The following is a 23,185-nucleotide window of genomic DNA, read 5'->3' as shown; positions in this document are numbered from 1 at the left end:
ATACATCAGTATGTGACTTGGGTAGCGCAACGCAGCGAACACCCCTGTAGCTCAAAGAATAACAGGGAAAATTCATATGGAAGTTAAAGGTACATAAACTATGTCAGAACAAAACAACTCAGAAATGGTCTTTCAAATTCAACGCATTTATGCAAAAGACGTTTCATTTGAAGCACCTAACGCACCACACATCTTTCAACACGAGTGGCAGCCAGAAATCAAATTGGATTTAGACACTTCTTCAACTCAGCTGTCTGAAGGTGTTTATGAGGTTGTTTTACGTGTCACTACTACGGCAACTTTAGGTGAAGAAACGGCTTTCTTGTGTGAAGTGCAGCAGGCGGGTGTTTTCTCTATCGAAGGCATTGAAGGTACTCAAATGGCACATTGCTTAGGTGCATACTGCCCGAACATCCTGTTCCCATATGCACGTGAAGCGATCACAAGCTTAGTGGGCCGTGGTACATTCCCACAATTGAACTTAGCGCCAGTTAACTTTGATGCACTGTTCATGAACTATTTACAGCAGCAACAAGGTGAACAAGCGCAGAACTCAGAAGCTCAACAGGACGCTTAATGAATACTGCTTCAATGACAGTGATCGGTGCCGGCTCGTACGGCACCGCTTTAGCCATTACGCTTGCACGTAATGCACATCAGGTTGTGCTATGGGGCCATGACCCAAAACACATTCATCAATTAGAACAAGATCGCAGCAATCAGGCGTTTTTGCCTGGCGTTTCTTTCCCTGATAGTTTATCTCTCGAAACGGACTTAAAACGCGCCGTTGAGGCGAGCCCCAATATCTTGATTGTCGTACCTAGCCATGTTTTTGGTGATGTACTAAAACAGATCCAACCTTACTTACGCGCAGACTCCCGCATTATTTGGGCGACTAAAGGCTTAGAACGGGATACAGGTCGTTTGTTGCAAGAAGTGGCACGTGAGGTATTAGGCAATGAAATTCCGCTGGCTGTGTTGTCTGGTCCGACATTTGCGAAAGAGTTAGCTGCGGGTTTACCGACAGCAATTTCCGTGGCGGCAAGCGATAGCCAATTTGGTGATGATTTACAAAAATTATTCCATTGCGGCAAAAGTTTCCGTGTCTATAAGAACCCCGATATGGTAGGGGTGCAACTGGGCGGAGCAGTAAAAAATGTCATCGCAATTGGCGCAGGGATCTCCGATGGTATGGGGTTTGGTGCAAACGCACGTACCGCATTGATTACCCGTGGTTTAGCGGAAATGAGCCGTTTAGGTGCAGCTTTAGGAGCAGACCCTGCAACTTTTATGGGGATGGCGGGTTTAGGTGACCTTGTGTTAACGTGTACCGATAACCAATCCCGTAACCGCCGTTTTGGCATGATGCTAGGCGATGGCGTTAGCGTTGAAGATGCAGAAAAAGAGATTGGCCAAGTGGTTGAAGGCTATCGAAATACCAAAGAAGTCCGCGCACTGGCTGAGCGGGCTGGTGTTGAAATGCCAATTACTGAGCAAATTTATCAAATCCTCTATCGCCATAAAAATGTGTTAGAGGCAGCGCAAGCCCTATTAGGGCGTGCGACGAAAGATGAAATTGCCGATATGCCAAAGCTGCATGATTAATAAAAATAGATAGGTGAGTGATTATGTCGCGTGAAGAACTGGATAGAATTTGGGGTTTCATTAAAGATGAAGCGAAGTCTCTTGCGGACTGCGAACCACTCCTCGCCAGTTTTTTTAACGCGACATTATTAAAGCACGACAATTTAGGCAGTGCGCTCAGCTATATGCTAGCGAATAAACTGAGCTCACCGATTATGCCTGCTCTTGAAGTGCGCGAAATTGTGGAAGCCGCTTATCGCAATGACGAAAGTATGATTTTCTCTGCGGCAATGGACTTAGCAGCCGTTCGCTTACGTGACCCTGCCGTTGATAAATATTCCACGCCACTATTGTACTTAAAAGGTTTCCACGCCTTGCAAGCCTATCGCATTGGTAATTGGTTGTGGAAAGAAGGCCGCCAAGCGCTGGCGGTTTACCTACAAAATCAAATTTCCGTTTCATTTGGTGTCGACATCCACCCAGCGGCCCGTATTGGTTGTGGCATCATGCTTGACCACGCAACTGGTATTGTGATTGGGGAAACCGCAATTGTCGAAAATGACGTCTCAATTTTACAATCCGTCACACTAGGCGGTACCGGGAAAACCTGTGGCGACCGCCATCCTAAAGTAAGAGAAGGGGTGATGATTGGCGCAGGGGCAAAAATTCTAGGCAATATTGAAATTGGCCGCGGCGCAAAAATTGGCGCAGGCTCTGTTGTACTTCACCCCGTTCCACCGCATACCACAGTAGCAGGGGTTCCAGCACGCATTGTCGGTAAACCAACCAGCGATAAACCGTCCTTAGAAATGGATCAAAACTTTAATGGCACTATTTGGGGTTTTGAAGATGGGGATGGGATTTGAGAGAGTTAATAGTTTTTGAAACTCATGATGCTTATTCTCCAAAGGTCTTTCTTTTGAATATGTTACCTGCTTTAAACTGAGCAATAGATTTTTTAGGTGTTCAGCATTGGCTGGAGAATATAATAAGTAGGCGGTTTCTGTCAGTTTACTATCACTATTTACAGTTTCAGTAGTCGTATTTTTAATTTGCTTTTTAAGACTAATTTTCACCTAATCTCCTCCTTCTTATTTAATGAGAAAATAAAAGCCTATTTTCATAAAACGAGCTGTAATAGGACCCAAAGAATCTGAGCCCATACGATACAGCTCGAATATGGTATTAATCTTTCAATAACGCCCCTGCATACCCCAACTGCCTCCATGCTTCAAACACCACCACTGCCACAGAGTTGGATAAATTCATACTGCGGCTATCTGCCAACATCGGAATACGAATTTTTTGCTCTATTGGCATGTTATCTAGCACATAAGGCGGTAGCCCTCGGGTTTCAGGGCCAAACATCAAATAATCATTTTCTTGATAGCTAACATTACTATGACTTGGCTTACCTTTGGTGGTTAAGGCAAACACGCGAGCTCCACTTTCAGATTGGTTATTATCAGGGTTTAGCCCTTCACTTTTTAAAAAAGCAAAATAATCATGATGGTGTTTGATATCGGCAAATTCGCTATAGTCCAACCCTGCGCGACGTAAGCGTTTATCATCCCATGTAAACCCAAGAGGGTGAATAAGATGTAAATCAAAGCCAGTATTGGCACAAAGGCGAATGATATTGCCAGTATTTGGCGGTATTTCTGGTTCGAATAAAACAATGTGTGGCATAACGTTAAGCTGATATTTGTGATAATAAATGATGGGAAGAGTTTACGCGCAAATGGCTTTGGTTTCATGTGGAACTTTTATATGTGTCATAAAATTTATTTGCCCCCTGCAAACAAAAAACGAGCCATACAGGCTCGTTTGTGAAATAACTCGTTGAGGTTAGCTGTTATAACCATTAGGGTTCATGGACTGCCAACGCCAGCTATCATTGACCATATCTTGGATAGAATACTGCGCTTTCCAGTTTAAATCTTTCAATGCTTTCTCTGGGCTAGACCAACATTCCGCAATATCACCGGGGCGCCTTGCTACAATCTCATATTTAATTGGTTTACCTGACGCTTTTTCAAACGCAGTAATAATTTCTAGCACACTTGTGCCAGTTCCTGTTCCAAGATTGTAGACATGTAAGCCCGCTTGCTGGCTAACTTTATTCAGGGCGGCAATATGGCCATCTGCTAAATCCATTACGTGAATATAGTCACGCACACCAGTACCATCCGGTGTTGGGTAATCATTGCCAAATACCATGACTTGTGGGCGGCGGCCTACAGCGACTTGGGAAACAAACGGTGCCAAGTTATTTGGAATCCCTTGCGGGTCTTCACCCATAGTGCCCGATGGGTGTGCACCAACAGGGTTAAAGTAACGCAGTAAGGTCAGTGACCAGTCATCTTCCGCAATATATAAATCTGAAAGGATACGTTCAACCATATACTTACTGGTTCCGTATGGGTTGGTAGTCCCACCGACTTTGGAGTTTTCTGTTAATGGTACCTCTTCAGGGTCACCATATACGGTCGCTGATGAACTAAAAATCAGGCTCTTAACACCCGCTTTTTTCATGCTTTCTACTAATACCAATGTGCCATTGACATTAACATCATAGTATTCAATCGGTTTCTGTACTGACTCACCAACAGCTTTTAACCCAGCAAAGTGAATGACGGAATGAATTTGATGATTAGCAAAAATAGATTCTAAAATTTGGCCATCACGCACATCACCTTGGTAAAAAACTGGCTTAACACCTGTGATAGCTTCAATACGGTTAAGCACTTCAAGGTTGGCATTATGCAAGTTATCTAAAATAACCGGTTGCATCCCTTGCTGGATCATCTGCACACAGGTGTGGCTACCAATGTAGCCAAGGCCGCCTGTGACGAGAACTTGTTGATTATGCATCGCAATATTCCTGAGTTTTAATATTCGTAATGGTAGTTATAGTCGTCAGACCTTGCATCGATACCATTTAGGATCACACCCGTAATGTCGATATCATTTTGCTTAAAGCGTTTTAGCGATAAATCAACATCTTTTACGGTATTCACACCATAGAAAGCAATTAACAATGAAGTACCGACATATTTACCAATAATCGCGGAGTCAGTAATCGCTAAGATTGGCGCGGTATCGATCACTACAATATCGTATTGGTTTTTGACTTTATCTAATAACTGCTTAAAGCGCTCACCCATTAATAACTCAGAAGAGTGAGTGACGTTTTTACCACGGCAAATCACATCAAGATTTTCAATCACGTTCGCATGAATGGTCGGTGATTCTAAGCTTTGCTGTGATAAGTAGTCAGATAAGCCCGCTTTATTGCTTAACCCAAAGGCTTTGTGCAAACGGCCTTTACGTAGGTCGGTATCGATTAATAACACTTTCTTACCTGCGTTAGCCAGTACTACCGCCATATTGGAGGTCACAAAACTTTTCCCGACTCCAGGTGACGCACTAGTCACCATAACGAGGTTGTTACCTTGGTTCATCACTGAGAAGTACACACTGGTACGCAGTGAGCGAATGGCCTCAACCGCAGTATCTGCTGGGTTTTCTATCGCTAATGGGCTCTTATTCCCGGCTTCAATGAGTTTTTTCTCATGAGCAGAGAAAGGGATAGTGGCATACACATTGACACCCAATGCATCAATGTCTTCCGTGCTCTTAATCTTATTATTAAAGAACTCACGGGCAATCACATACGCACAGCCGATAATAAAGCCAAGGATAGTGGCAAGAACAACAATCAATGACTTTTTGGGGGCTACAGGTTTTGGTTGTGACTCAGCGGAGTCAATAATACGCACATCCGCCGTAATACCAGAATTCAATACGCTAAGTTCCTGCTGCTTAGCCACTAATTGAGCGTAAATCGCTTGTTCAGCTTCAACATCACGGGTTAAACGGACGATTTCTTGTTGGGTATTTGGTAATTTTTGAATGTTTTTGCTGATTTTTTCTTTCTCACGTAACAGTTGTTGGCGTTTATCTAATAGGGACTGATAAGCCGGGTGGTTACGAGTATATAGCTGCTGAATCTCGACCTCTTTAAAGGTCAGTTCATTAAGTTTTTCTTCGACTTGTAATGCACTGTCGAGAGCGGCTTTAGCTTCTAAAGAGAGGTCAATGGATTCATTCTTTTTGCGAAAGGCATTGAGCTGGTTTTCGTAGTTATCTAATTTCTTTTTAATAGTCGGTAAGTAGCCATCTAAGAATACGAGCGTATTGTTTGTGACTTCTTTTTTACGTTCGGTATTTTGGTCAACATAGTTTTGGATAACACTGTTAAGAATTTTAACATTCTCAGCTTGATCCGCACCTTTAATGGCTAAGCTGATAATACCGGTACCTTTGCCAACTTCCGCGATGGTTAGGGTATTGCGTAAGTCTTCAATGGTGGAATAACGGGCATTTTTGATTAACGAAAACTCTTCGCCAGTTTCAGCCGCAAAACTGGAAATTAATAAGTTAATTTCACCTTGTTTGAGCAATTCACCCACTTTGCCTTGCAAAACTTGGCCATCTACATTGAGGGAATAATTGTTATCCCCTAAATACGTCAGGATCAATGGCTGGCCAATTAAGTTTTCAGGTAATTGAAATAGGGCAATATGAACGGGAGCGATTTCACCCAGTAATTTACTGACAAAGCCTTCAGGGGCTGCTTGAGTGTCTAGGTTCAGGTCTGCAACGGTTTTGCCTAACACCATGCGGGACTTGATGACTTCAATTTCAGAGTCGACTTGGTTATTGCTGTTACCAAATGGCATGACATCACTCATTTGGTCAAGTAATGAAACCTGACCTAATTTGTCATACTGTAAGGTCGCATTGGCTTGGTAAATAGGGGTTGCCAATAGGCTATATGCCACTGAAACAGCAGCAAAAAATACGGTAAAAAACCCAATTTTAATGGTATTGGATTTCAAAACTTTAAACAGAGCGAGCAGATCGATTTCATCTGAGGCAGGGGAGCTATTTTTTGTTGTGTTCATAATAGGTTAAATGTTAAGTCATCCAATAAATAAAATTAAATTTTGCCTTGCCAAGTCATCGAGGCTTTTTCCATCAACTGGTAAACATGTTCAAACATTTCATCACTACGTTTATGGGGGTCAGGGATTTCGGTTTTATTGATCCATTGCCCAAATAACATCACTTTGCCGCGAGTTTCAGGAAACTGTTGGTGGATTTTAGCAATATGTTCGTTTTCCATCACTAGGATTAAGTCTGCTTTATTACATAATTCGCTGGTTAAGCGACGTGATTGATGGTTTTCAAGGGAAAGGTTATGTTGCTCGGCAATCCGAATGGCACTGTCATAAGCTGGCATGTCATTTTTGGCGATAATGCCCGCTGAATGAACCGTTTTTTCGGGAAAATAGTACTGTAATAAACGCTCCCCCGTAGGAGAGCGGCAGATATTTCCCATACAAACAACGAGAATATTATTAAACATATCGATTACCAGTCGTGAATACGCTTGGTACCTTCGGTTAATTGATTATATGAAGCGATAGTTGGTAATAACTGAGTGATTAGACGGTTCCAACGTACCACAGGGGCTGCGGTAACATACACTAAGTCATAAGGCTGTAGTTTAAATTCAGTACCCATCACGAGTGAGGTGGCATCCGATAAGTCTAACTGATAGACCGCAGCCATTTTTTTCGGTAACAGGGCTTCAAGTTCTTTGTCTTCCGCGGGCTGGTTTTTAACTGGGCGAATAACAAATACCCCTGTTGCATTGGCTGTATTTTGGTCTATCCCGCTCGCTTTGCTTAGGGCTTCAGTAATGCTCATACCCGCACGGTCAATAGTTAAGGTCGTTGGTTGGCCGACTTCACCCATCACAAAAACTTTCTGTCCATCATTACGAGGTACATACAGTACGTCACCCGGCATCATCAGGTAGTTCTGGGTTAAGTCACCATATTGGACTAAAGCTTGTAATGACACTTTGATTTCTTTGCCATTGCGTGTAAGAACCACATTATCCCAATCGGCTTTTTCGGTTAAGCCACCGGCATTATTAAAGGCTTCTAAGATAGTCAGTGGAACGTTAGTGATAGGCAATGTACCCGGTTTTGCCACTTCACCCGACACATACATTTTTTGTGAGCGGAAGGCGGCAATACTCACATCCACTTGTGGGGATTCAATATAAGTGGCTAAGCGGTTACTGATCAGGGTACGGATTTCAGTAACGGTTTTACCGATGACTTTGACTTTACCAATATATGGATAGTAGATGGTGCCGTCAGAGTGAACCCAGTTACCGGAGTCTTGTGCACTACGGTAAGAACCCGCAGGGATAGTCAATTCAGGATGATCCCAAACTGTAATGGTTAATACATCACCAGCACCCACGCGGTATTCATAGTGAGTCAGTTGCTTTTCTAACTGCGCATTGGGTTTAGCAATAGTTGGAGCGGTGTACATATCATCCAATAATTTTGGTGAGATTGGATAGATATCAACCAATTTAGTAATGTCACGGTCACCCGTATCAACCACATTTTTGCCTGAGGTTGATATATAGGCGCCGGGGGTGACGGTGCAGCCTGTAAGTAAAATACTTATTGTTAGTAGTGTAAGGAAGTGATATTTTTTGAGCACAGTACTATCCTATAGCCCTATAGCGACAAAGTTTCAGTAAGATTTAGATTATGGTATAGCTTCATTTAGCCATTTACTTAATATGATTTTTAAAGTTGATATTAATAAAAAAGTGGTAAAACAATTTTATTAATTAAGATTAGAAAATTTAGTGTATGACTTTTTATCATACAGGTTATTTATTATTTAAGATGACACATGAATGTAACTTAGTTAATTAGCAGTTGATTGTATATATGATTTTTTATGAAACATTAATTTAATACTATTTAGTTCCAGACGTGATTGATTCTTGAATTTGTCAATAGTCAACGAGCGTATTTATATAGTAATTTAATAATTGGAATAGGAAGTAAATGGAAAACAAATCTGCCGAGTAAAATGTTTACATTTTTAATGTTTACTGCTTTTACTTTTTTCATATGATTAAATCGAATATATACCTCACTAAGTGATTTAGATAATCCACACCTTCGATTTATGGTGTCTTCATTAAGCTTATATTCAAGTAAGATATCAGGTAAGTTAGCAAATTTCTTTCCTTTTTCAAGTAATATAAACCATAATCCCATATCTTCAGTAAGTAATGTATTTGTTGGGTATCTAAATCCTTCAATAAAAATAGAAGAGCGAAATATTACAGTTGGGTGAATAAATGGGCAACGTGATATACTGAAATTTTTAAGTTTATCATGTATCAATGGTAGTGATTTGTATTCAAGTGAAAATGTTGCTCCAAATTCTTTGCAAGCACCACCTAATACATCAGTTTCTTTATTATTCTCCATAAAATTAACTTGTTTTTCTATTCTATTTGGAAGAGAGATATCATCACTATCCATGCGAGCAATATAGTCGTACTCTAATGCACTAACAATATCTATTAAACTATTTAAAGCGTAAGATAAACCTTTATTCTCTTCGTTTTTTATTAAATTAATATTTTCTTCTTTAGAAAAAACATCCAGTATCTCATTTAAATTTTGAGGCAATATGCCATCACAGTAAATAAAAATGTCAACAGGATGTGTTTGAATCAATAAACTATTGATTGACCTTTCGACTTCGTAAGGAGTATCAAATTTGTAGACACTCATTATAATCGCTACTTTTTTCACTATCAATATCCTAAAAAATATATGATTTAGCCTAAATATAGCTTTAATTCGTAGGCTAATCTAATGCTGTTATTAATTCATTAATATTGGTTGTATGACTTTCAAATAGAAAGGATATTAAGCTTTTTTGCATAAAAATAATTATATATCTATTTGTTATGTAATAATGCATTTTTATGAATTATTTATTTTAATAAACCACTAATATAATTGAGGTGCTCATGGCAGTTAAGTTTAGGCTTCAAATTTAACTTAGATAAAAAAGAAATTAACTCATCATCGTTAGATGTTTTTGTATCACTCAACTCATACAATAGTTCACTATAACTTTTAATTATAGGCCCGTAAATTAAAGTATTATAAGGATTAGAAAAACCAACTTCTTTTTTATGTTTTTCAAAATCATATGGTAAATAGATAACCTTTTTCTTTAAGATTAAAAAATCCAGATAAATACTAGAGTAATCGGTAATTAAAATATCAAAATCATCTAAAAATGATGTTATGTCAGTGATTATATTAAAACGAGCATCAACAACATAAGAAGAGTTGAATAATCCTATAGGGATTTGAGATTCATAAAAAGGATGGTCTCTAATAAAAAATATAATATTATTATCTTCCAAAAATTGATGAAAATCTTGAATAGAAAACTCTTCAAATGGAAAAAGTTTAGTGTCAGCATAAGGTCTCCATGTTGGAGAATATAAAACATATTTGGCTATTGACTTAGGTTGCAATTTGATAATAGAGTCGAGCCGTTTACCTGAAAGTAGACTATCATTTCGTGGTTGACCAAAATGTAATAACTTAATATTGTTACTATCAAAAACTTTTTTAAAAAAATCATCAAATAAATTTGAATAAGCTGTAACATGAGTAAATAACCTAAGCCGTAATTTTCTATTAACCCATCGTAGCATAGATAAATTTTCTTCAGCTAAACCAATATTCTTCAAAGGTATACCATGACCTAAATGATAAACTATTCTATATGGATTTTTTGCTATTCCCCAAACAGGAGTTTCTATTGTTGATGTAATCCATATTTTTGCTTTTAGACATAAAATTCGACCACTCAAAGAGTTAGACGAGATAAAATGATTTGGATATATTTTATTTAGTTCATCTCTCTTAGGTCTATCATTTGTTACAAAATAAATTTTTTTATTTTTAAAATCTTTGTGCGACAGCATTGATTCAAAGAGAAATTTTGAGTTGAAATTAAAGTTAGTATTTTTTGTTGAATTAAATATGACCAAGTTTTTATCTAATTTAGATAAAAAAAATATAAGTGAAAAAATGAAATCAAAAAGAATAATAAAAATAATTTTCATTTGATGATCTTTGTTTTTAATAGATAGTAAAAAGACTTTGGGATTAGATAAAATCGACCAAACGTTAGTAGACTAAGAGAAAACTTAATTTTACTTAAATTTCTTGATTTGATAGCATAAACTAATAAAACAAGTCCCCAAACCATTTCACTTTTATATTCAATGATAATTTTATTATTATTTTCATAAGCTCTTTTAATAGAATCAAAAGCATATGCATATGTTGTCATATCTCTAAGTTTTCCCATACTTTTAGTATCAGTTTGATCATAGGAGTAACCTTCCTCATCAAGTATTAATGTTTTTCTACTCGGGCTAAGAAATTTTCGCCAAAAATTAATGGTATCTCCCCATTTAGACTCTTCATCAAGACATCCTGCATCTATAAAAAGTTTTCTATCAAAAAAATAGGGAGGTTTTCCAGCATAATTAAGGGGAGAATGTATCATATGCTCAAATAAATTAATATTATCATTAAAATTTGTAGATTGTATTTCATCCCTTGAAATATATTTCATAAGTACTTTATTAAAAGATAAAAACTCATATCCTTTGATAAGTTCTTTAGCTGCAATAGTTAATACTTTATTATGACTATAATAATCGTCACTATCTAAGAAAGTAATATATTTCTGGGATGCTAATTTGACTCCCATATTTTTTGCAGCAGCACAACCTTTATTTTCTTGAAAAAAGTAAACGATATTTTCATAGCTTTCATATGATTTTGCTATATCAGAGGAACCATCTGTTGAACCATCATCAATTAAGATTAATTCTTTGTCCGGATAATCTTGATTCAAGTAACTTTTAATAGCTCTCTCTAATTTATCTTTTCTGTTATAAATGGTAATAATTACACTTATCAAAATAGTACCTATATTTTTTTTACAATTTCAATTAATTCAGTCGTCGAAATAGATGGAGTTCTCGGTAAGTATAAAACATCACATTCAGGTTTAACCCAGTCAAACCGACCTTTCCAGTCATCTCCCATAATAAGAAGACTAGCATCGTACTTCTTAATATATTCAAGCTTTAACTCTAAAGACTCTTCTAAAAATACTTCATCAACAAATTTTAAAGATGAAAGTATTTTCATCCTATGATCTTGGGAATAGATAGGATAACGGGATTTCTTTGAAAAATTCAAGTCATCAGAAGATACGCCAACAATTAACTTATCACCATATTTTTTAGAGCGTTCTAATATATTTACATGTCCTATATGAAAAACATCAAATGTCCCAAATGTTATTACAGTCTTCATTATTTACCCATATATTAAAAATGTTAATAAAAATAGTAGAGGGTATTTCTTTGTTTCACAATATTTAAATGACCTTAAAATTACTTTTGAAAAAACCAATTTATCTTTTAAGCTTTTAATGTTATGTAATCTAGAGATAATTATTGCTCTATCTCTTATATCTCGATATTTTTTAGGGGATAAGATTTTTTGTATTATGTTTTTTTTATATCCCATACCACCTGCTACATTGTTTTCATGCTGTCTATACTTTAACAAAGCTTTATTTATATAAAAAATATTTCCGATACTTAATGTTCTAAATCCTAACCAATGGTCATGCATGATTAAGTTTTCAGGGAAAGGTAGAGCATTATTAACAGAGGCTCTATTCATAATTATAGTGCATCCATATATAGATCCCATCCAAGATAAATTATCTATATTAAAGTTTCTATATGGATTTAGCCCTGTTTTTGCATAAAAGCTGTCTGAGATTAACTCTAAATTTTCATTAACTAATTCTAAATCGGAAAAACCTAAACATGGAGTATCTTTATCTTCCTCATTTTTTGTAATTTCATTCAGGGAGTGATGTATTTTGTTAGGATGCCAAACATCATCTTGATCACATAGCATGACATAGTCTGCATCTGATTTAGATAACAGAAATTCAAAATTTTTAATAACGCCACCAATCCGTTGAGTATTTATTATTTTGAATCGTGGATCTTTTATTTTAGACAAGACATTGATAGTTCCATCGCTCGAACCATCATCTGAAATCAATACAGTGAAATTACTATACGATTGATCTAATAATGAATTAATCTGCTCATGCAAGTATTTCTCACCATTATAAGTAGCTAATAATATATTTACTGATCTGTTATTCATATTCGTTTTAATAATTCCTCAAATAAAATTTCATAGTTTAATCTTAATCCTCTATATGAGATAATTACAACTAAAAAAAGTATGGGTAATATAATATATTTATTTTTTCTGAAATTTGATAAAAACTGAGGAATAAAACAGATTAGAACAATTCCATAAAATTCAGAAACCCTACCGGCTAGAACAGGAATAGGTACAAGAATATAATATGATACAATCATGAGCATCATCGTTTTTAATATTACGATATCACTATATCCTTTACTGTTATTAAATTTTTCATTACTTTTTACATTTTTAGTAAAATAAAGCTGTACTAAAAATATGTATATTAGAGAAAGATAATATAAATTAAATTGATTTATTTCTGACCATTGACCTGAGTTATTCAATAAGTAAACATAGGTATTGACTTTGTGAGATAAAAAATCTGGTAAATAAGAGGCTATAGTAACAATTATATCTTGAGAAAGTAAAATTGATATAAGTAAAGATACTATAACAAGGATAACATAAAATAATTTATTTATTTTTTTTGTCGAAAAACAATAAATAATAAAACCTAGAATAGCGCTGTAATGAAATATTACAGATAAAAGAGAAAAAACAAATGCCTTAGATTTTGATTTATCAATATAGTAAATGGATAAAAGAAAAAAGCCAGAGGCTACACCAGCACGTATTTGAGTTAGATCGTGAAGAGTAAAGTATAAAAATAAATATGTGAATACTCCAAACCACTTATATTTATCAATTTTGGATATAGCTATAATTTTTAAGCTAACGCCTAACAAAGCATAGGAAAAAAAGAAAATAATATAAGAGTTATTAAATATATATTTATTAATTGATACTAGTAGTATAAATGTTGGCTCCTGGAACCAAAGTTCAGCTATAGGCCGATTTATCATATCTATATAAGTTAAAGAGTCACGATCTATACCCGGAGGTCTAAGAGTTGCAGCTAATATCAAAAGTGTTGCAAGAATAAATAAAAAAATAGATTCCTTTTTTACTTTAACCATTATCATCAAATCTTTTAATCTTAATATTAATAATTATTAGTATTGACATGTCAATAAACATTCTAATTGACCATGCGGTTGCTGCACCTAGAACTCCAAAGTAACTGACTAAATAAAAAAGAGTTACTAGGTATGGTATTAGTTCGCTGATATGGATATATGCAGTTATATTAGAATAACCCGAAGCTTGTAAGCTAGAGTATGGTATTTGTGCTAGTGCATTAAAAAGAAATCCTACAAGTAAAATCTTAAAAACATCGGAGGGAGTCCCCGAAAATTCTGTGCCCATCCATGCTTCAAGTATGTCTTTTGAAAATAAAAAACCAAGAATAAAAATAGGACTTGAAATAATAAACATTAAAAGTAACCCAGTTTTTTCGTATTCAAGTCTTTCTTTTTTATTTTTAGCATTACTAAGTTTCGGGAAAATAGCTCTCGATAAGGCTGATGGTATAATTGAAATTCTTGATATTCCTTCTGAAGGAGCCGTATAAAATGCAACATTTTGAGCCCCCATATTATGAGATAAAATAAAACGGTCAAAATAAGTCATTATAGGACTGATTATATTAGTAATGGTAATCCATCCCCCAAACTTTATTAATCGTATTATTATTTTAATACATGGTAGTCTAAATTTTACATGTTCCTTATGGAAACAAAAGTAAAATGATAAAATCAATGCCATAATTCTCGCTATTAATAAGCCAATTATAGCAAAAATCAAGCTGTTTGAGCTTGATAAATAAACAAATATTGCAGGGAAAAATGAGATGCAAGAGCTACTTATGGTTCTAATAAAATTAAATAATTTAAATTTTTCCTGCCCTTCTAAAATGGCCATCATCACTTGCGTTAATAAAAAGATAGGCAGTGCTATGGATATTAAGTGTATTGCACTTTTTACCTGAGATGTATAAAGCCCATTAACGTTTAATATTGTAACAATACTAGTAGAAAAAAACACTAGGGCACCTGCACCTATAATACTTAATAAAGATAACAAGAATAAAGAGTTACTTATTATTCTATTTTTTTCTTCATAATTATTTCTATATATAGCTATTTCTCTTACCACTGCTCGACTTATACCAGCATCAAAAATACCAGCGTAGCCAACTATTGCTAAACATAATGTGTAAAGGCCAAATAGCTCAATACCTAATGTTCTAGCTAAGTAACCTAGTGATGGTATTGAAATAATAAATGGTATAACATATCCACTGATATTCCAAAATGAATTTTTAATTAGGCTCACTTGAGTAAACTCAGTTTTAATGAAAAATTAACACCAAGATGATCTTTGTTAGACAAAATAGGAGTGTTATGTAAAGGCCAAGTAATATTTAGTCTTTCATCATTCCATCTTATAGAAACTTCAGCTTTAGGATTATAAAAATCTGTACACTTATAAACAAATTCAGCTTCTTCACTTGTAACATAAAAGCCATGAGCAAACCCTTCTGGAATCCAAAGCTGACGCTTATTTTCTCCTGAAAGATAGACCCCAATCCATTGTCCAAATGTTGGGGAGTTTTTTCGTATATCAACAGCAACATCGAAGACTTCACCTGAAATTACACGGACTAGCTTTCCTTGTGTATTTTCAGTTTGATAGTGTAAACCTCGTAGAATACCTTTTTTAGACTTAGAATGGTTATCTTGAACAAAGTTAGTGGGCTTTCCCGTAACTAATTCTTCAAATTTTTTTTGATTCCAAGTTTCCATGAAGAAACCTCTTTCATCACCAAATATTTGAGGTTCTATAATTTTTACATCAGGTATATCGGTATCAATAATTTTCATTTGTTTTTAACCATTTTTAGTAAGTATTGGCCATAGGAATTTTTGGATAAAGATTTTGCCAGCTTTTTAACGTCATCAGCTGTGATAAACCCTTTTCTGTAAGCAATCTCTTCAGGGCTAGCAACTTTTAAACCTTGGCGTTCTTCTAATGTTTGAATAAAATTACCTGCATCAATTAGGCTTTGGTGCGTTCCTGTATCTAACCATGCATAACCGCGGCCCATCATTGCTACTGATAAATTGCCTTGTTCAAGATAAAGGCGATTAATATCGGTGATTTCTAATTCACCGCGTTCTGATGGTTGCAGGTTTTTTGCAAGCTGAATAACGGTGTTATCATAAAAATATAGGCCAGTAACCGCATAATTACTTTTAGGTTTTTTAGGTTTTTCTTCTAAAGAGATAGCGGTACCAGTTTTATCAAATTCAACAACGCCATAACGTTCAGGGTCATTTACATGGTAAGCAAAAACAGTCGCCCCAGACTCTTTCTTAGTTGCTTTTTCAAGTTGATTTTGTAGATCGTGTCCGTAGAAAATATTATCACCAAGAATAAGGGCACAATTATCATCACCAATAAACTCTTCACCGATAATAAATGCTTGTGCTAACCCATCAGGGTTTTCTTGTATTTTATATTCTAAATTCAACCCCCACTGGCTACCATCACCTAATAATTGTTGAAAGCGAGGGGTATCTAGCGGGGTACTGATAATTAGAATATCTCGGATACCGGCTAGCATCAGTGTACTTAATGGGTAATAAATCATTGGTTTATCATAAACAGGTAGCAATTGTTTGCTCACTGCCATAGTTACTGGATATAAACGGGTTCCTGAACCACCTGCTAAGATAATACCTTTATATGTCTTTTCCATTTTTATATTCTACAAATTCTTATTTAATTGATAATTCTTTAATTAAGCGTTTAATACCTAATTCCCAACTTGGTAATTCAGTATTGAATGTTTTTTTAAATTTTTTGTTATTCATCTTTGAATTGTATGGGCGTTTGGCCGGTAGGGGGTAATCGCTTGCAGGTATAGCATTTAATCCCCTCAATGCTAATTCTATCCCATTTATTTTTGCTTCTTGTGTGACTAATTTAGTATATTGATACCAGTTGGTTGAACCAGAAGAGACTAAGTGGTACACACCGCATTTGTTTTTATCCAGTAACGTTTGGACTATAGCAATCGCCGTGCAATCAGCGATCAACTCAGCACCTGTAGGTGCGCCATATTGGTCATTGATAACTGATAATTTTTCTCTTGTTTTGGCTAAATTAAGAATTGTTTTTGCAAAATTATTACCATAAGTAGAGTAAACCCAACTGGTTCTAAAGATTAGATGATTGGAACAATACTGCTGAATGTATTTTTCACCATCTAGCTTTGTTTTACCGTATATATTTAATGCTGCAGTTTCATCGCCTTCTTGCCAAAAATGTTCACCTTCTCCAGAAAAGACATAGTCAGTTGAATAATGAACTAACAGCGCATCAATTTTCTGAGCGGACTCAGCTAAAACTTTTACAGCTTCACTATTGATTAGTTGAGATAATTCGGGCTCACTTTCAGCTTTATCTACAGCGGTATAAGCCGCAGCATTAACAATAACATTTGGTTTTAACAACTCTATAGTTTTTGCTAGATCATCAAGCTTAGATAAATCTCCGCAATAGTCCTTCGAGTGCCTATCTAAGGCAATTAATTCACCTAGTGGTAATAAAGCTCGTTGTAGCTCCCACCCTACTTGGCCATTCTTACCGAGAAGCAAGATTTTCATTTCTTACTATCCCCATAATGTTGTTGAACCCATGATTGATAACTACCATTTTTAATATGAGCAACCCACTCACCATTTGCTAAATACCATTCCACTGTTTTACGTAACCCAGTTTCAAATGTTTCCTCTGGTACCCAGTTAAGCTCATTTTTAATTTTTGTAGCATCAATGGCGTAACGAAGGTCATGGCCAGGTCTGTCGGTCACGTAAGTAATTAACTCTTCATAGTGATTAATACCATTTGGTTTATTTGGTACTAACTCATCGAGGATGCTACAGATTGTTTTAACCACATCAATATTGGCTTTTTCATTATGGCCACCGATATTATAGGTTTCACCAATTTTGCCCTCGGTTACAACCGTATAAAGTGCTCTAGCGTGGTCTTCAACGTATAACCAGTCTCTAATTTGCTGCCCATTACCATAAACAGGTAATGGCTTACCTTCTAAAGCATTCAAAATAATAAGTGGGATCAGCTTTTCAGGGTAGTGGTAAGGACCGTAGTTGTTAGAACAGTTGGTCACAATGGTTGGTAACCCATAAGTACGTTGCCATGCGCGGACTAAATGGTCGCTTGATGCTTTAGATGCAGAATATGGGCTGCTTGGTGCATAAGAGGTTGTTTCAGTGAATAGGTCAGTCGTTGATTCTAGGTCACCGTAAACTTCATCTGTTGAAATATGGTGGAAGCGGAAGGCTGATTTTTTATCAGTAGGCAATTGATTCCAATAGTGACGAGCCGCTTCTAATAGTGTGTAGGTACCGATAATATTCGTTTGAATAAATTCACTTGGGCCATCAATCGAGCGGTCAACATGAGACTCAGCGGCTAAGTGCATCACCGCATCGGGTTGGTGTTGCTCAAATAGTTGTTTCATAGCTTCGGGATCACAAATATCAGCTTGAACAAATATATAGTTAGAGCTTTCAGAAACCGGCGATAAAGATTCTAAATTTCCCGCATAAGTTAATTTATCAATATTAACAACATTGTCGTTAGTATTATTAATAATATGGCGAATAACAGCAGAACCAATAAAGCCTGCGCCACCAGTCACGAATATTTTCACTGAGAACCTTGTTATTAAGTAATAAAATAAAAGTGGTTTATAGTTAACTTTAAAGGTGTTAATTATTAATAAACACCCATAGCTACCGCACTGGGTTGTCGGGTCCCAGAGCACCATTGAAATTGTAAATGCATACTTATTAATTGAAAACATTGCATTTTTTGCTAATCTGTTCAATTGATAAGCATGGCTTATTGTTTTTTGCCGCCCAAAGAGTATGCCTCGTGACGAATCGGGTCAAGCAAAAGCGCTTAATAATACCATTAAAGCTAGTTACTGACTATCACGGCAATAGTCTTAGAGAATAGTCTTAATAGGAGTGGCAGTAAAATAAGTTATTTTAAATTATCAGGTTATAATCCTATTCTTACGCTTTGTACGTGATTAAATATTTTAGTTAAGTTATCCCTTGTATATCATTATCTTTAGTATGGATTTTATGAAAGTAAGATGCCTATGTATCTATTTTTACCCTGATTTGGCGTAAAGATATATTAATAAAACATTCGATTGATTATATTAATTAATTTGAGTATTGATTGGAATTATATAAATAATATATTTTTAACTAAAATAATAATGCAGAGGGGATAAAAAAATGGATTATGCTAAGGACATAACCCATTTTGATTAAATATACTCAATGTGTGCCAATTACCACTTAAACGGCACGTTTACCGTAACGGCAGCGCCTAAATCATTGCGTGTTTCGTAATCAGTTTTAGATACCCAAACCTTCGCGTCAGTGCTGACGTCATTGTCAAAGTTATGCCACCAACCGAAATCAACACCTTTGATGGTTTCTGATTTAGGGAATAACTTGTTGCCATCAAAGTTGGATTTATTCACTTTCGCGTACATCAAACGAGAGCTGACGCGGTTGTCATCATCGAGAGTGTATTCCACTTTAGTGGTGAGCATGCGCCCGTCGCCGCCCATCGCGTGGCCTAACGGTGCACCTTGTTGGTAATAACCCTCAGTATAGATAAAGTGGCGATACATTACGCCGTCTTTGTCCCACTCAGTATGGGTATTCGCGCCTTCAATATACCAATTGAGTGGTTGGCCCCATAAGGTGTGGTAGCCTTCGATACCGCCCATGAAGGCGTTTTTCGATGGGAAGAGGTTAGCTTCATCTTCACCCACCATTTGGCCGTAGAAACTGACGGGTATGTCAATTAATGGATAAAGTTTTAGTTTAAAGTCTAACCCCGCCAACTGGTTACCTGGGTCTTTATTTTTATCACCGGTGTTATCCCTTCCACCCATCGCATCCCAGAAAGAATCCCAGTTGTTCGGGCGGCCATCGCCTCCCCACATGACCACGCGTGAACCACCGAGTTCGAAGAAATCAGTTGGGTTCATAGTCATGCGTAGGCCAATCAGCTTGGTATTTTTGGGGTCATACTGTTTGAATTGTGCAGCCGTTAACTGATATTGCCATGAACCAATCCAAGAAAGCCATGGGGTTTCAAAAGGGCTTTGGTCAGCACGTTGAATGAGAAAACCGGTCATAGGACGGGCGGCGTCGGTACGAATTAAGCTACCATCGTGGCCAGGACCCCACCATTGTGGGATCTCACCAAAAGTCACCCATTGGTTCCAAATTTTTACACCACCGTATGAGCCGTTGAGGTTGTAGTCAGAGCCATTTTCAACGCGTAAAGCCCGTTCGCCATTAGCCGTCAGGTTTAAGTCTATATCGTCAGTGCTGTAATTGCCTGAAACGGTATAGCGAATGTCACTATATTCACTTTGGGCAAAGCCTTGTGGCATGGAGTTATGGCTAGATGCAAAGTGAGTTTCGAGTTGAACGCTGTTTTTCTTGCGGTCGAGGTTCTTTTTGATGCGCTGAATAATGGCTTCTTGTTCGCTACTCGTAATATTTGCATTATTTAAGGAGCGGGTGATCTCTTCTTGGGACAGCGGCCAAGTGGATAAGCTAATTTGGATAACGTTGCGCTCAGAAAGCCAAGCAAGGTCACTGCGTAAGTTGTTATCTGGTAAAACTAATCCCCCTGCAATGCTTTGTGCACTTATCGCACCAAGGACAGCGAGCATGGCTAGCTTAGTGAGCTTGAAATTTTTCATTGATAAATCCATTTGAAGTTGAGTTCGCCTAATATTGAACAGGTAAATAAACCTATAAATAAAAACCTATAAATAGAATTAAAATATGATTATTAGCAGCCTATTATTATAAATATCAAAATAGCTATTAGGTTGGGCTTCTGTGCCTTCTATGAAACTAGAAATCATCACACTTTAACTAGGTAAAACAGAATATCAGATAAATATGTAAGGTATAGGACTTAGTAACATATTAAGATATAAAGTAATATATATATTTTTGGTGTTATGTATTAATAATTCTTTTTTATCTTATTGGTTGTTTTTATTTTGAACGAAAAAAAAGCCATAAATGGAGTTATATATTGGTGTTTTGTTTAGGGGTTATGGCTTTTAGGGGGAGTATCAGAACATTCTAGGCGTTAGATTTATTTTGTGGATAAATATTAAAGGCCTTCTCTTTTAAAAGAAGGCCTTTGGCTGGCTAGATTTAGGTGTGGTTAACGTCCATGCTCAGGTAACCAGATTTGTAACCTTAAACCACCTAATGGGCTGTCATCCGCTTTTACCCAACCTTTATGTTGCGTTATTGCGGTTTCAACAATTGCAAGGCCTAAACCAGTTCCACCGGTTTCTCGGTCTCTAGCTTCATCGGTTCGGTAGAATGGGCGGAAAATGTGCTCGCGGTCAGCAGGGCTAACACCCGGGCCATCATCATCGACAGTGATTAAAATGCCGTTATTTTCTTCTTTGAAATCAACAGCAATATGGGTGTGTGAATAACGTAATGCGTTACGCACAATATTTTCAAATGCACTACCGACAGCGGAAGGGTTGCAATATAACGGCCAAGGTCCAGGGTGAGAAGTGACCTCGAGCGTTTTGTTCATTTGTTCGGCTTCAAAGCTAGCGTCATCTAAGATATCGCCCCAAAGTTCATCGGCTTTGATATTTTCACGCAAGATCTCGTTTTTGTGCTGGCTGCGAGATAGCACCAGCAAATCGTTAATCATGCTATCTAGGCGATGGGTCTCGGTTTCGATGCGTTCGAGCTCTTTACTTTCTCCATGGCGACGGCGCAATAAGGCTGTTGCCAGTTGCAAACGTGTCAATGGAGTCCGTAATTCATGGGAAATATCAGAGATTAAGCGTTGCTGAGCGCTAACCATACCATCAAGGGCACTGATCATCTGGTTAAAGCTATTCCCCGCAGATAAGAACTCTTGTGGGCCAGCTTCTAGCTCTGGGTGTGGCCGTAAGTTTCCTTTCGCCACATCGTCGGCCGCCATTTTTAACTTACGAGCAGGGCGGGCAAGGCTCCAAGATAACCATAATAATAATGGAGCGCTGATCAGCATTGTTGCGATCAGTAATAAGAAAGGCCTATCAAACAATAAGTTAATAAAGTCAGATTGTGGGCTGCTTGCTGGGCGAACTAAATACAGCTGGTAGTGGTCTTCCCCATCGCGAATGGAGAATGGCCCGAGGATTTCGGCTCGTCCATATTTTTTCTTTTTCGGGTGATCGGCGTTATCGGATTGCCCAATAAAGTTACGTATCACCTGCATTTCACTTGGCATCGCACCAATCACACGGCCTTCACTGGTGACGATAATCAACCGTTGGCCGGGAGGTGCCCATTTTTTGATGGCGTTAGAAATTCGCCGCCACCAAAGAAGGTCATTGAGCGGAGCTTGTGCGAGTTCGGCTTCAATATGTTGTTCAAGCATCTCCCCTTGGCGTTGTTCACTCTCCATAAGGACGGTGATTTGCCGAGAGTCGAGCTTGGGCACCATCAGCACTAGCATTAATACTAGCGCGAGGGTAAACCAGAAGATCGCAAAGATCCTTGCGGTTAAGCTGTTGATCATGTGGCAGAAACCATTAAGTATCCGCGGCCACGTAGGGTTTTAAACCATGGTTGGCCATCAGTGCGCTCTGGCAGTTTGCGGCGTAAGTTTGAAATATGCATATCAATAGCACGGTCAAACGGTGTTAAACGCTTCCCAAGTACTTCTTGGCTAAGGTGTTCACGAGAAACCACTTGGCCTAGGTGCTGTGCGAGCAGATATAACAACGTAAATTCGGTACCTGTTAAGTCCAAAATTTCATCATCAAAGCTGGCTTCTTGGCGACCTGGGTTAAGTTGCAGTTTATCAACTTGTAAAACAGGGGTATTGCTATTGTCGCCTTGAGTTTGCTCGCTCCAGTTAGAACGGCGCAATAAAGCACGAATACGGGCTACCAGCTCACGGTCATTGAACGGTTTAGGGAGATAGTCGTCTGCACCTAATTCTAGGCCCAGAACTTTATCTAACTCACTACCGCGAGCCGTTAACATGATAACAGGGGTCTGATGGATTTGGCGCAGTTCTTTTAATGTCTCAATACCATTTTTTTTCGGCATCATGACATCAAGTAGTAACAGGTCAATGGATGAGTCAATTTGCTGTAATGCCTGTTCACCATCATAGGCGATGACAACATTGAAACCTTCCATTTCCAGCAGTTCTTTTAATAGCGACGTGAGTTCACGGTCGTCATCAACTAATAGGATTTTATGCATTTTTTAAGTCCTCCAACTGCCAAAATACGATAACAATCTGTACGATTCCATGACTTTACGTTCTTTTACATGCTCTGA

At 37.2% G+C, this 23,185-nt stretch carries 22 protein-coding genes; 3 read left to right on the top strand and 19 right to left on the bottom strand.

The genetic code is table 11. The features are described 5' to 3' along the window. The first annotated feature begins 100 nt into the window (after window positions 1-100). From secB to cysE, 3 genes are read left to right on the top strand one after another with little or no spacing between them, the layout of a single operon-like run. A complete protein-coding gene (gene secB, locus M1E86_RS19350; protein WP_004906947.1) occupies window positions 101-577 on the top strand; it encodes a protein-export chaperone SecB in 477 nt (158 codons plus the stop codon). After that, the gene (gene gpsA, locus M1E86_RS19345; RefSeq protein ID WP_004265161.1) at window positions 577-1,605 is read left to right on the top strand and encodes an NAD(P)H-dependent glycerol-3-phosphate dehydrogenase; all 1,029 of its coding nucleotides are present in this window, start codon (window positions 577-579) and stop codon (window positions 1,603-1,605) included. The genes secB and gpsA overlap by 1 nt, the downstream gene beginning before the upstream one ends. A 23-nt stretch (window positions 1,606-1,628) precedes the next feature. Further along, window positions 1,629-2,450: a serine O-acetyltransferase gene (gene cysE, locus M1E86_RS19340; RefSeq protein WP_096863622.1), complete on the top strand. Its 822-nt coding sequence runs from the start codon at window positions 1,629-1,631 to the stop codon at window positions 2,448-2,450. 319 nt (window positions 2,451-2,769) lie between these two features. Here the strand turns inward: cysE and trmL are convergent, their stop codons facing one another. The 19 genes from trmL to cpxR all read right to left on the bottom strand — a co-directional run bounded on the left by trmL (window position 2,770) and on the right by cpxR (window position 23,107). Continuing rightward, the gene (gene trmL / locus M1E86_RS19335) at window positions 2,770-3,273 is read right to left on the bottom strand and encodes a tRNA (uridine(34)/cytosine(34)/5-carboxymethylaminomethyluridine(34)-2'-O)-methyltransferase TrmL (RefSeq protein ID WP_125895018.1); all 504 of its coding nucleotides are present in this window, start codon (window positions 3,271-3,273) and stop codon (window positions 2,770-2,772) included. Window positions 3,274-3,432: 159 nt separating this feature from the next. Beyond that, window positions 3,433-4,458: a UDP-glucose 4-epimerase GalE gene (galE, locus tag M1E86_RS19330; protein WP_213913759.1), complete on the bottom strand. Its 1,026-nt coding sequence runs from the start codon at window positions 4,456-4,458 to the stop codon at window positions 3,433-3,435. 17 nt (window positions 4,459-4,475) lie between these two features. Continuing rightward, window positions 4,476-6,554 (bottom strand): polysaccharide biosynthesis tyrosine autokinase, encoded by a 2,079-nt coding sequence (locus M1E86_RS19325; RefSeq protein WP_213913757.1) that lies wholly within the window; start codon window positions 6,552-6,554, stop codon window positions 4,476-4,478. Between the two features lie 35 nt (window positions 6,555-6,589). Continuing rightward, a complete protein-coding gene (locus M1E86_RS19320; RefSeq protein ID WP_213913755.1) occupies window positions 6,590-7,018 on the bottom strand; it encodes a protein tyrosine phosphatase in 429 nt (142 codons plus the stop codon). A 5-nt stretch (window positions 7,019-7,023) separates the two neighbouring features. Beyond that, on the bottom strand, window positions 7,024-8,178 hold the full coding sequence (locus M1E86_RS19315; protein WP_213913753.1) for a polysaccharide export protein: 1,155 nt from the start codon (window positions 8,176-8,178) through the stop codon (window positions 7,024-7,026). A 308-nt stretch (window positions 8,179-8,486) separates the two neighbouring features. After that, entirely contained in the window at window positions 8,487-9,296 is an 810-nt protein-coding gene (locus M1E86_RS19310; RefSeq protein ID WP_426099202.1) for a glycosyltransferase, read from the bottom strand. A gap of 185 nt (window positions 9,297-9,481) precedes the next feature. Beyond that, entirely contained in the window at window positions 9,482-10,633 is a 1,152-nt protein-coding gene (locus M1E86_RS19305) for a CDP-glycerol glycerophosphotransferase family protein (RefSeq protein WP_426099201.1), read from the bottom strand. After that, complete coding sequence (locus tag M1E86_RS19300) at window positions 10,630-11,502, bottom strand: glycosyltransferase (protein WP_213913749.1); 873 nt, start codon at window positions 11,500-11,502, stop codon at window positions 10,630-10,632. Before M1E86_RS19300 ends, M1E86_RS19305 begins: the two co-directional genes overlap by 4 nt. Window positions 11,503-11,510: 8 nt before the next feature. Beyond that, window positions 11,511-11,903: an adenylyltransferase/cytidyltransferase family protein gene (locus tag M1E86_RS19295; protein WP_213913747.1), complete on the bottom strand. Its 393-nt coding sequence runs from the start codon at window positions 11,901-11,903 to the stop codon at window positions 11,511-11,513. A gap of 3 nt (window positions 11,904-11,906) precedes the next feature. Next, a complete protein-coding gene (locus tag M1E86_RS19290; RefSeq protein ID WP_213913745.1) occupies window positions 11,907-12,779 on the bottom strand; it encodes a glycosyltransferase in 873 nt (290 codons plus the stop codon). Beyond that, complete coding sequence (locus M1E86_RS19285) at window positions 12,776-13,804, bottom strand: EpsG family protein (RefSeq protein ID WP_213913743.1); 1,029 nt, start codon at window positions 13,802-13,804, stop codon at window positions 12,776-12,778. The genes M1E86_RS19290 and M1E86_RS19285 overlap by 4 nt, the downstream gene beginning before the upstream one ends. Continuing rightward, on the bottom strand, window positions 13,797-15,062 hold the full coding sequence (locus tag M1E86_RS19280) for an oligosaccharide flippase family protein (protein ID WP_213913741.1): 1,266 nt from the start codon (window positions 15,060-15,062) through the stop codon (window positions 13,797-13,799). The genes M1E86_RS19285 and M1E86_RS19280 overlap by 8 nt, the downstream gene beginning before the upstream one ends. Next, window positions 15,059-15,610 carry a dTDP-4-dehydrorhamnose 3,5-epimerase gene (gene rfbC, locus M1E86_RS19275; protein WP_213913739.1) on the bottom strand — a complete coding sequence of 184 codons (552 nt, stop codon included), beginning with the start codon at window positions 15,608-15,610 and terminating at the stop codon, window positions 15,059-15,061. Before rfbC ends, M1E86_RS19280 begins: the two co-directional genes overlap by 4 nt. Then, a complete protein-coding gene (rfbA, locus tag M1E86_RS19270; protein WP_213913738.1) occupies window positions 15,607-16,488 on the bottom strand; it encodes a glucose-1-phosphate thymidylyltransferase RfbA in 882 nt (293 codons plus the stop codon). The genes rfbC and rfbA overlap by 4 nt, the downstream gene beginning before the upstream one ends. Window positions 16,489-16,507: 19 nt before the next feature. Continuing rightward, complete coding sequence (rfbD, locus tag M1E86_RS19265; protein WP_213913736.1) at window positions 16,508-17,398, bottom strand: dTDP-4-dehydrorhamnose reductase; 891 nt, start codon at window positions 17,396-17,398, stop codon at window positions 16,508-16,510. After that, window positions 17,395-18,471: a dTDP-glucose 4,6-dehydratase gene (rfbB, locus tag M1E86_RS19260; protein WP_213913734.1), complete on the bottom strand. Its 1,077-nt coding sequence runs from the start codon at window positions 18,469-18,471 to the stop codon at window positions 17,395-17,397. The genes rfbD and rfbB overlap by 4 nt, the downstream gene beginning before the upstream one ends. 654 nt (window positions 18,472-19,125) lie before the next feature. After that, window positions 19,126-20,562, bottom strand: a complete 1,437-nt coding sequence (locus M1E86_RS19255) for a capsule assembly Wzi family protein (protein ID WP_213913732.1) — start codon at window positions 20,560-20,562, stop codon at window positions 19,126-19,128. 479 nt (window positions 20,563-21,041) lie between these two features. Continuing rightward, window positions 21,042-22,412, bottom strand: a complete 1,371-nt coding sequence (gene cpxA / locus M1E86_RS19250; RefSeq protein WP_125893565.1) for an envelope stress sensor histidine kinase CpxA — start codon at window positions 22,410-22,412, stop codon at window positions 21,042-21,044. Further along, window positions 22,409-23,107: an envelope stress response regulator transcription factor CpxR gene (cpxR, locus tag M1E86_RS19245; protein WP_004265224.1), complete on the bottom strand. Its 699-nt coding sequence runs from the start codon at window positions 23,105-23,107 to the stop codon at window positions 22,409-22,411. The genes cpxA and cpxR overlap by 4 nt, the downstream gene beginning before the upstream one ends. Window positions 23,108-23,185: the final 78 nt, after the last annotated feature.

This window comes from Providencia sp. PROV200 (genome assembly GCF_049901995.1).
Classification (GTDB): domain Bacteria; phylum Pseudomonadota; class Gammaproteobacteria; order Enterobacterales; family Enterobacteriaceae; genus Providencia; species Providencia rettgeri_E.
The sequence above is the reverse complement of the archived record's forward strand: the minus strand, read 5'-3'. Positions and strand labels throughout refer to the sequence as shown.

What these genes read in the sequence shown, in the direction of transcription:
- secB (WP_004906947.1), top strand. Translation starts at nt 101, where the DNA reads ATGTCAGAACAAAACAACTCAGAAATGGTCTTTCAAATTCAACGCATT.
- gpsA (WP_004265161.1), top strand. Translation starts at nt 577, where the DNA reads ATGAATACTGCTTCAATGACAGTGATCGGTGCCGGCTCGTACGGCACC.
- cysE (WP_096863622.1), top strand. Translation starts at nt 1,629, where the DNA reads ATGTCGCGTGAAGAACTGGATAGAATTTGGGGTTTCATTAAAGATGAA.
- trmL (WP_125895018.1), bottom strand. Translation starts at nt 3,273, where the DNA reads ATGCCACACATTGTTTTATTCGAACCAGAAATACCGCCAAATACTGGC.
- galE (WP_213913759.1), bottom strand. Translation starts at nt 4,458, where the DNA reads ATGCATAATCAACAAGTTCTCGTCACAGGCGGCCTTGGCTACATTGGT.
- M1E86_RS19325 (WP_213913757.1), bottom strand. Translation starts at nt 6,554, where the DNA reads ATGAACACAACAAAAAATAGCTCCCCTGCCTCAGATGAAATCGATCTG.
- M1E86_RS19320 (WP_213913755.1), bottom strand. Translation starts at nt 7,018, where the DNA reads ATGTTTAATAATATTCTCGTTGTTTGTATGGGAAATATCTGCCGCTCT.
- M1E86_RS19305 (WP_426099201.1), bottom strand. Translation starts at nt 10,633, where the DNA reads ATGAAAATTATTTTTATTATTCTTTTTGATTTCATTTTTTCACTTATA.
- M1E86_RS19295 (WP_213913747.1), bottom strand. Translation starts at nt 11,903, where the DNA reads ATGAAGACTGTAATAACATTTGGGACATTTGATGTTTTTCATATAGGA.
- M1E86_RS19290 (WP_213913745.1), bottom strand. Translation starts at nt 12,779, where the DNA reads ATGAATAACAGATCAGTAAATATATTATTAGCTACTTATAATGGTGAG.
- M1E86_RS19285 (WP_213913743.1), bottom strand. Translation starts at nt 13,804, where the DNA reads ATGGTTAAAGTAAAAAAGGAATCTATTTTTTTATTTATTCTTGCAACA.
- rfbC (WP_213913739.1), bottom strand. Translation starts at nt 15,610, where the DNA reads ATGAAAATTATTGATACCGATATACCTGATGTAAAAATTATAGAACCT.
- rfbA (WP_213913738.1), bottom strand. Translation starts at nt 16,488, where the DNA reads ATGGAAAAGACATATAAAGGTATTATCTTAGCAGGTGGTTCAGGAACC.
- rfbD (WP_213913736.1), bottom strand. Translation starts at nt 17,398, where the DNA reads ATGAAAATCTTGCTTCTCGGTAAGAATGGCCAAGTAGGGTGGGAGCTA.
- M1E86_RS19255 (WP_213913732.1), bottom strand. Translation starts at nt 20,562, where the DNA reads ATGAAAAATTTCAAGCTCACTAAGCTAGCCATGCTCGCTGTCCTTGGT.
- cpxA (WP_125893565.1), bottom strand. Translation starts at nt 22,412, where the DNA reads ATGATCAACAGCTTAACCGCAAGGATCTTTGCGATCTTCTGGTTTACC.
- cpxR (WP_004265224.1), bottom strand. Translation starts at nt 23,107, where the DNA reads ATGCATAAAATCCTATTAGTTGATGACGACCGTGAACTCACGTCGCTA.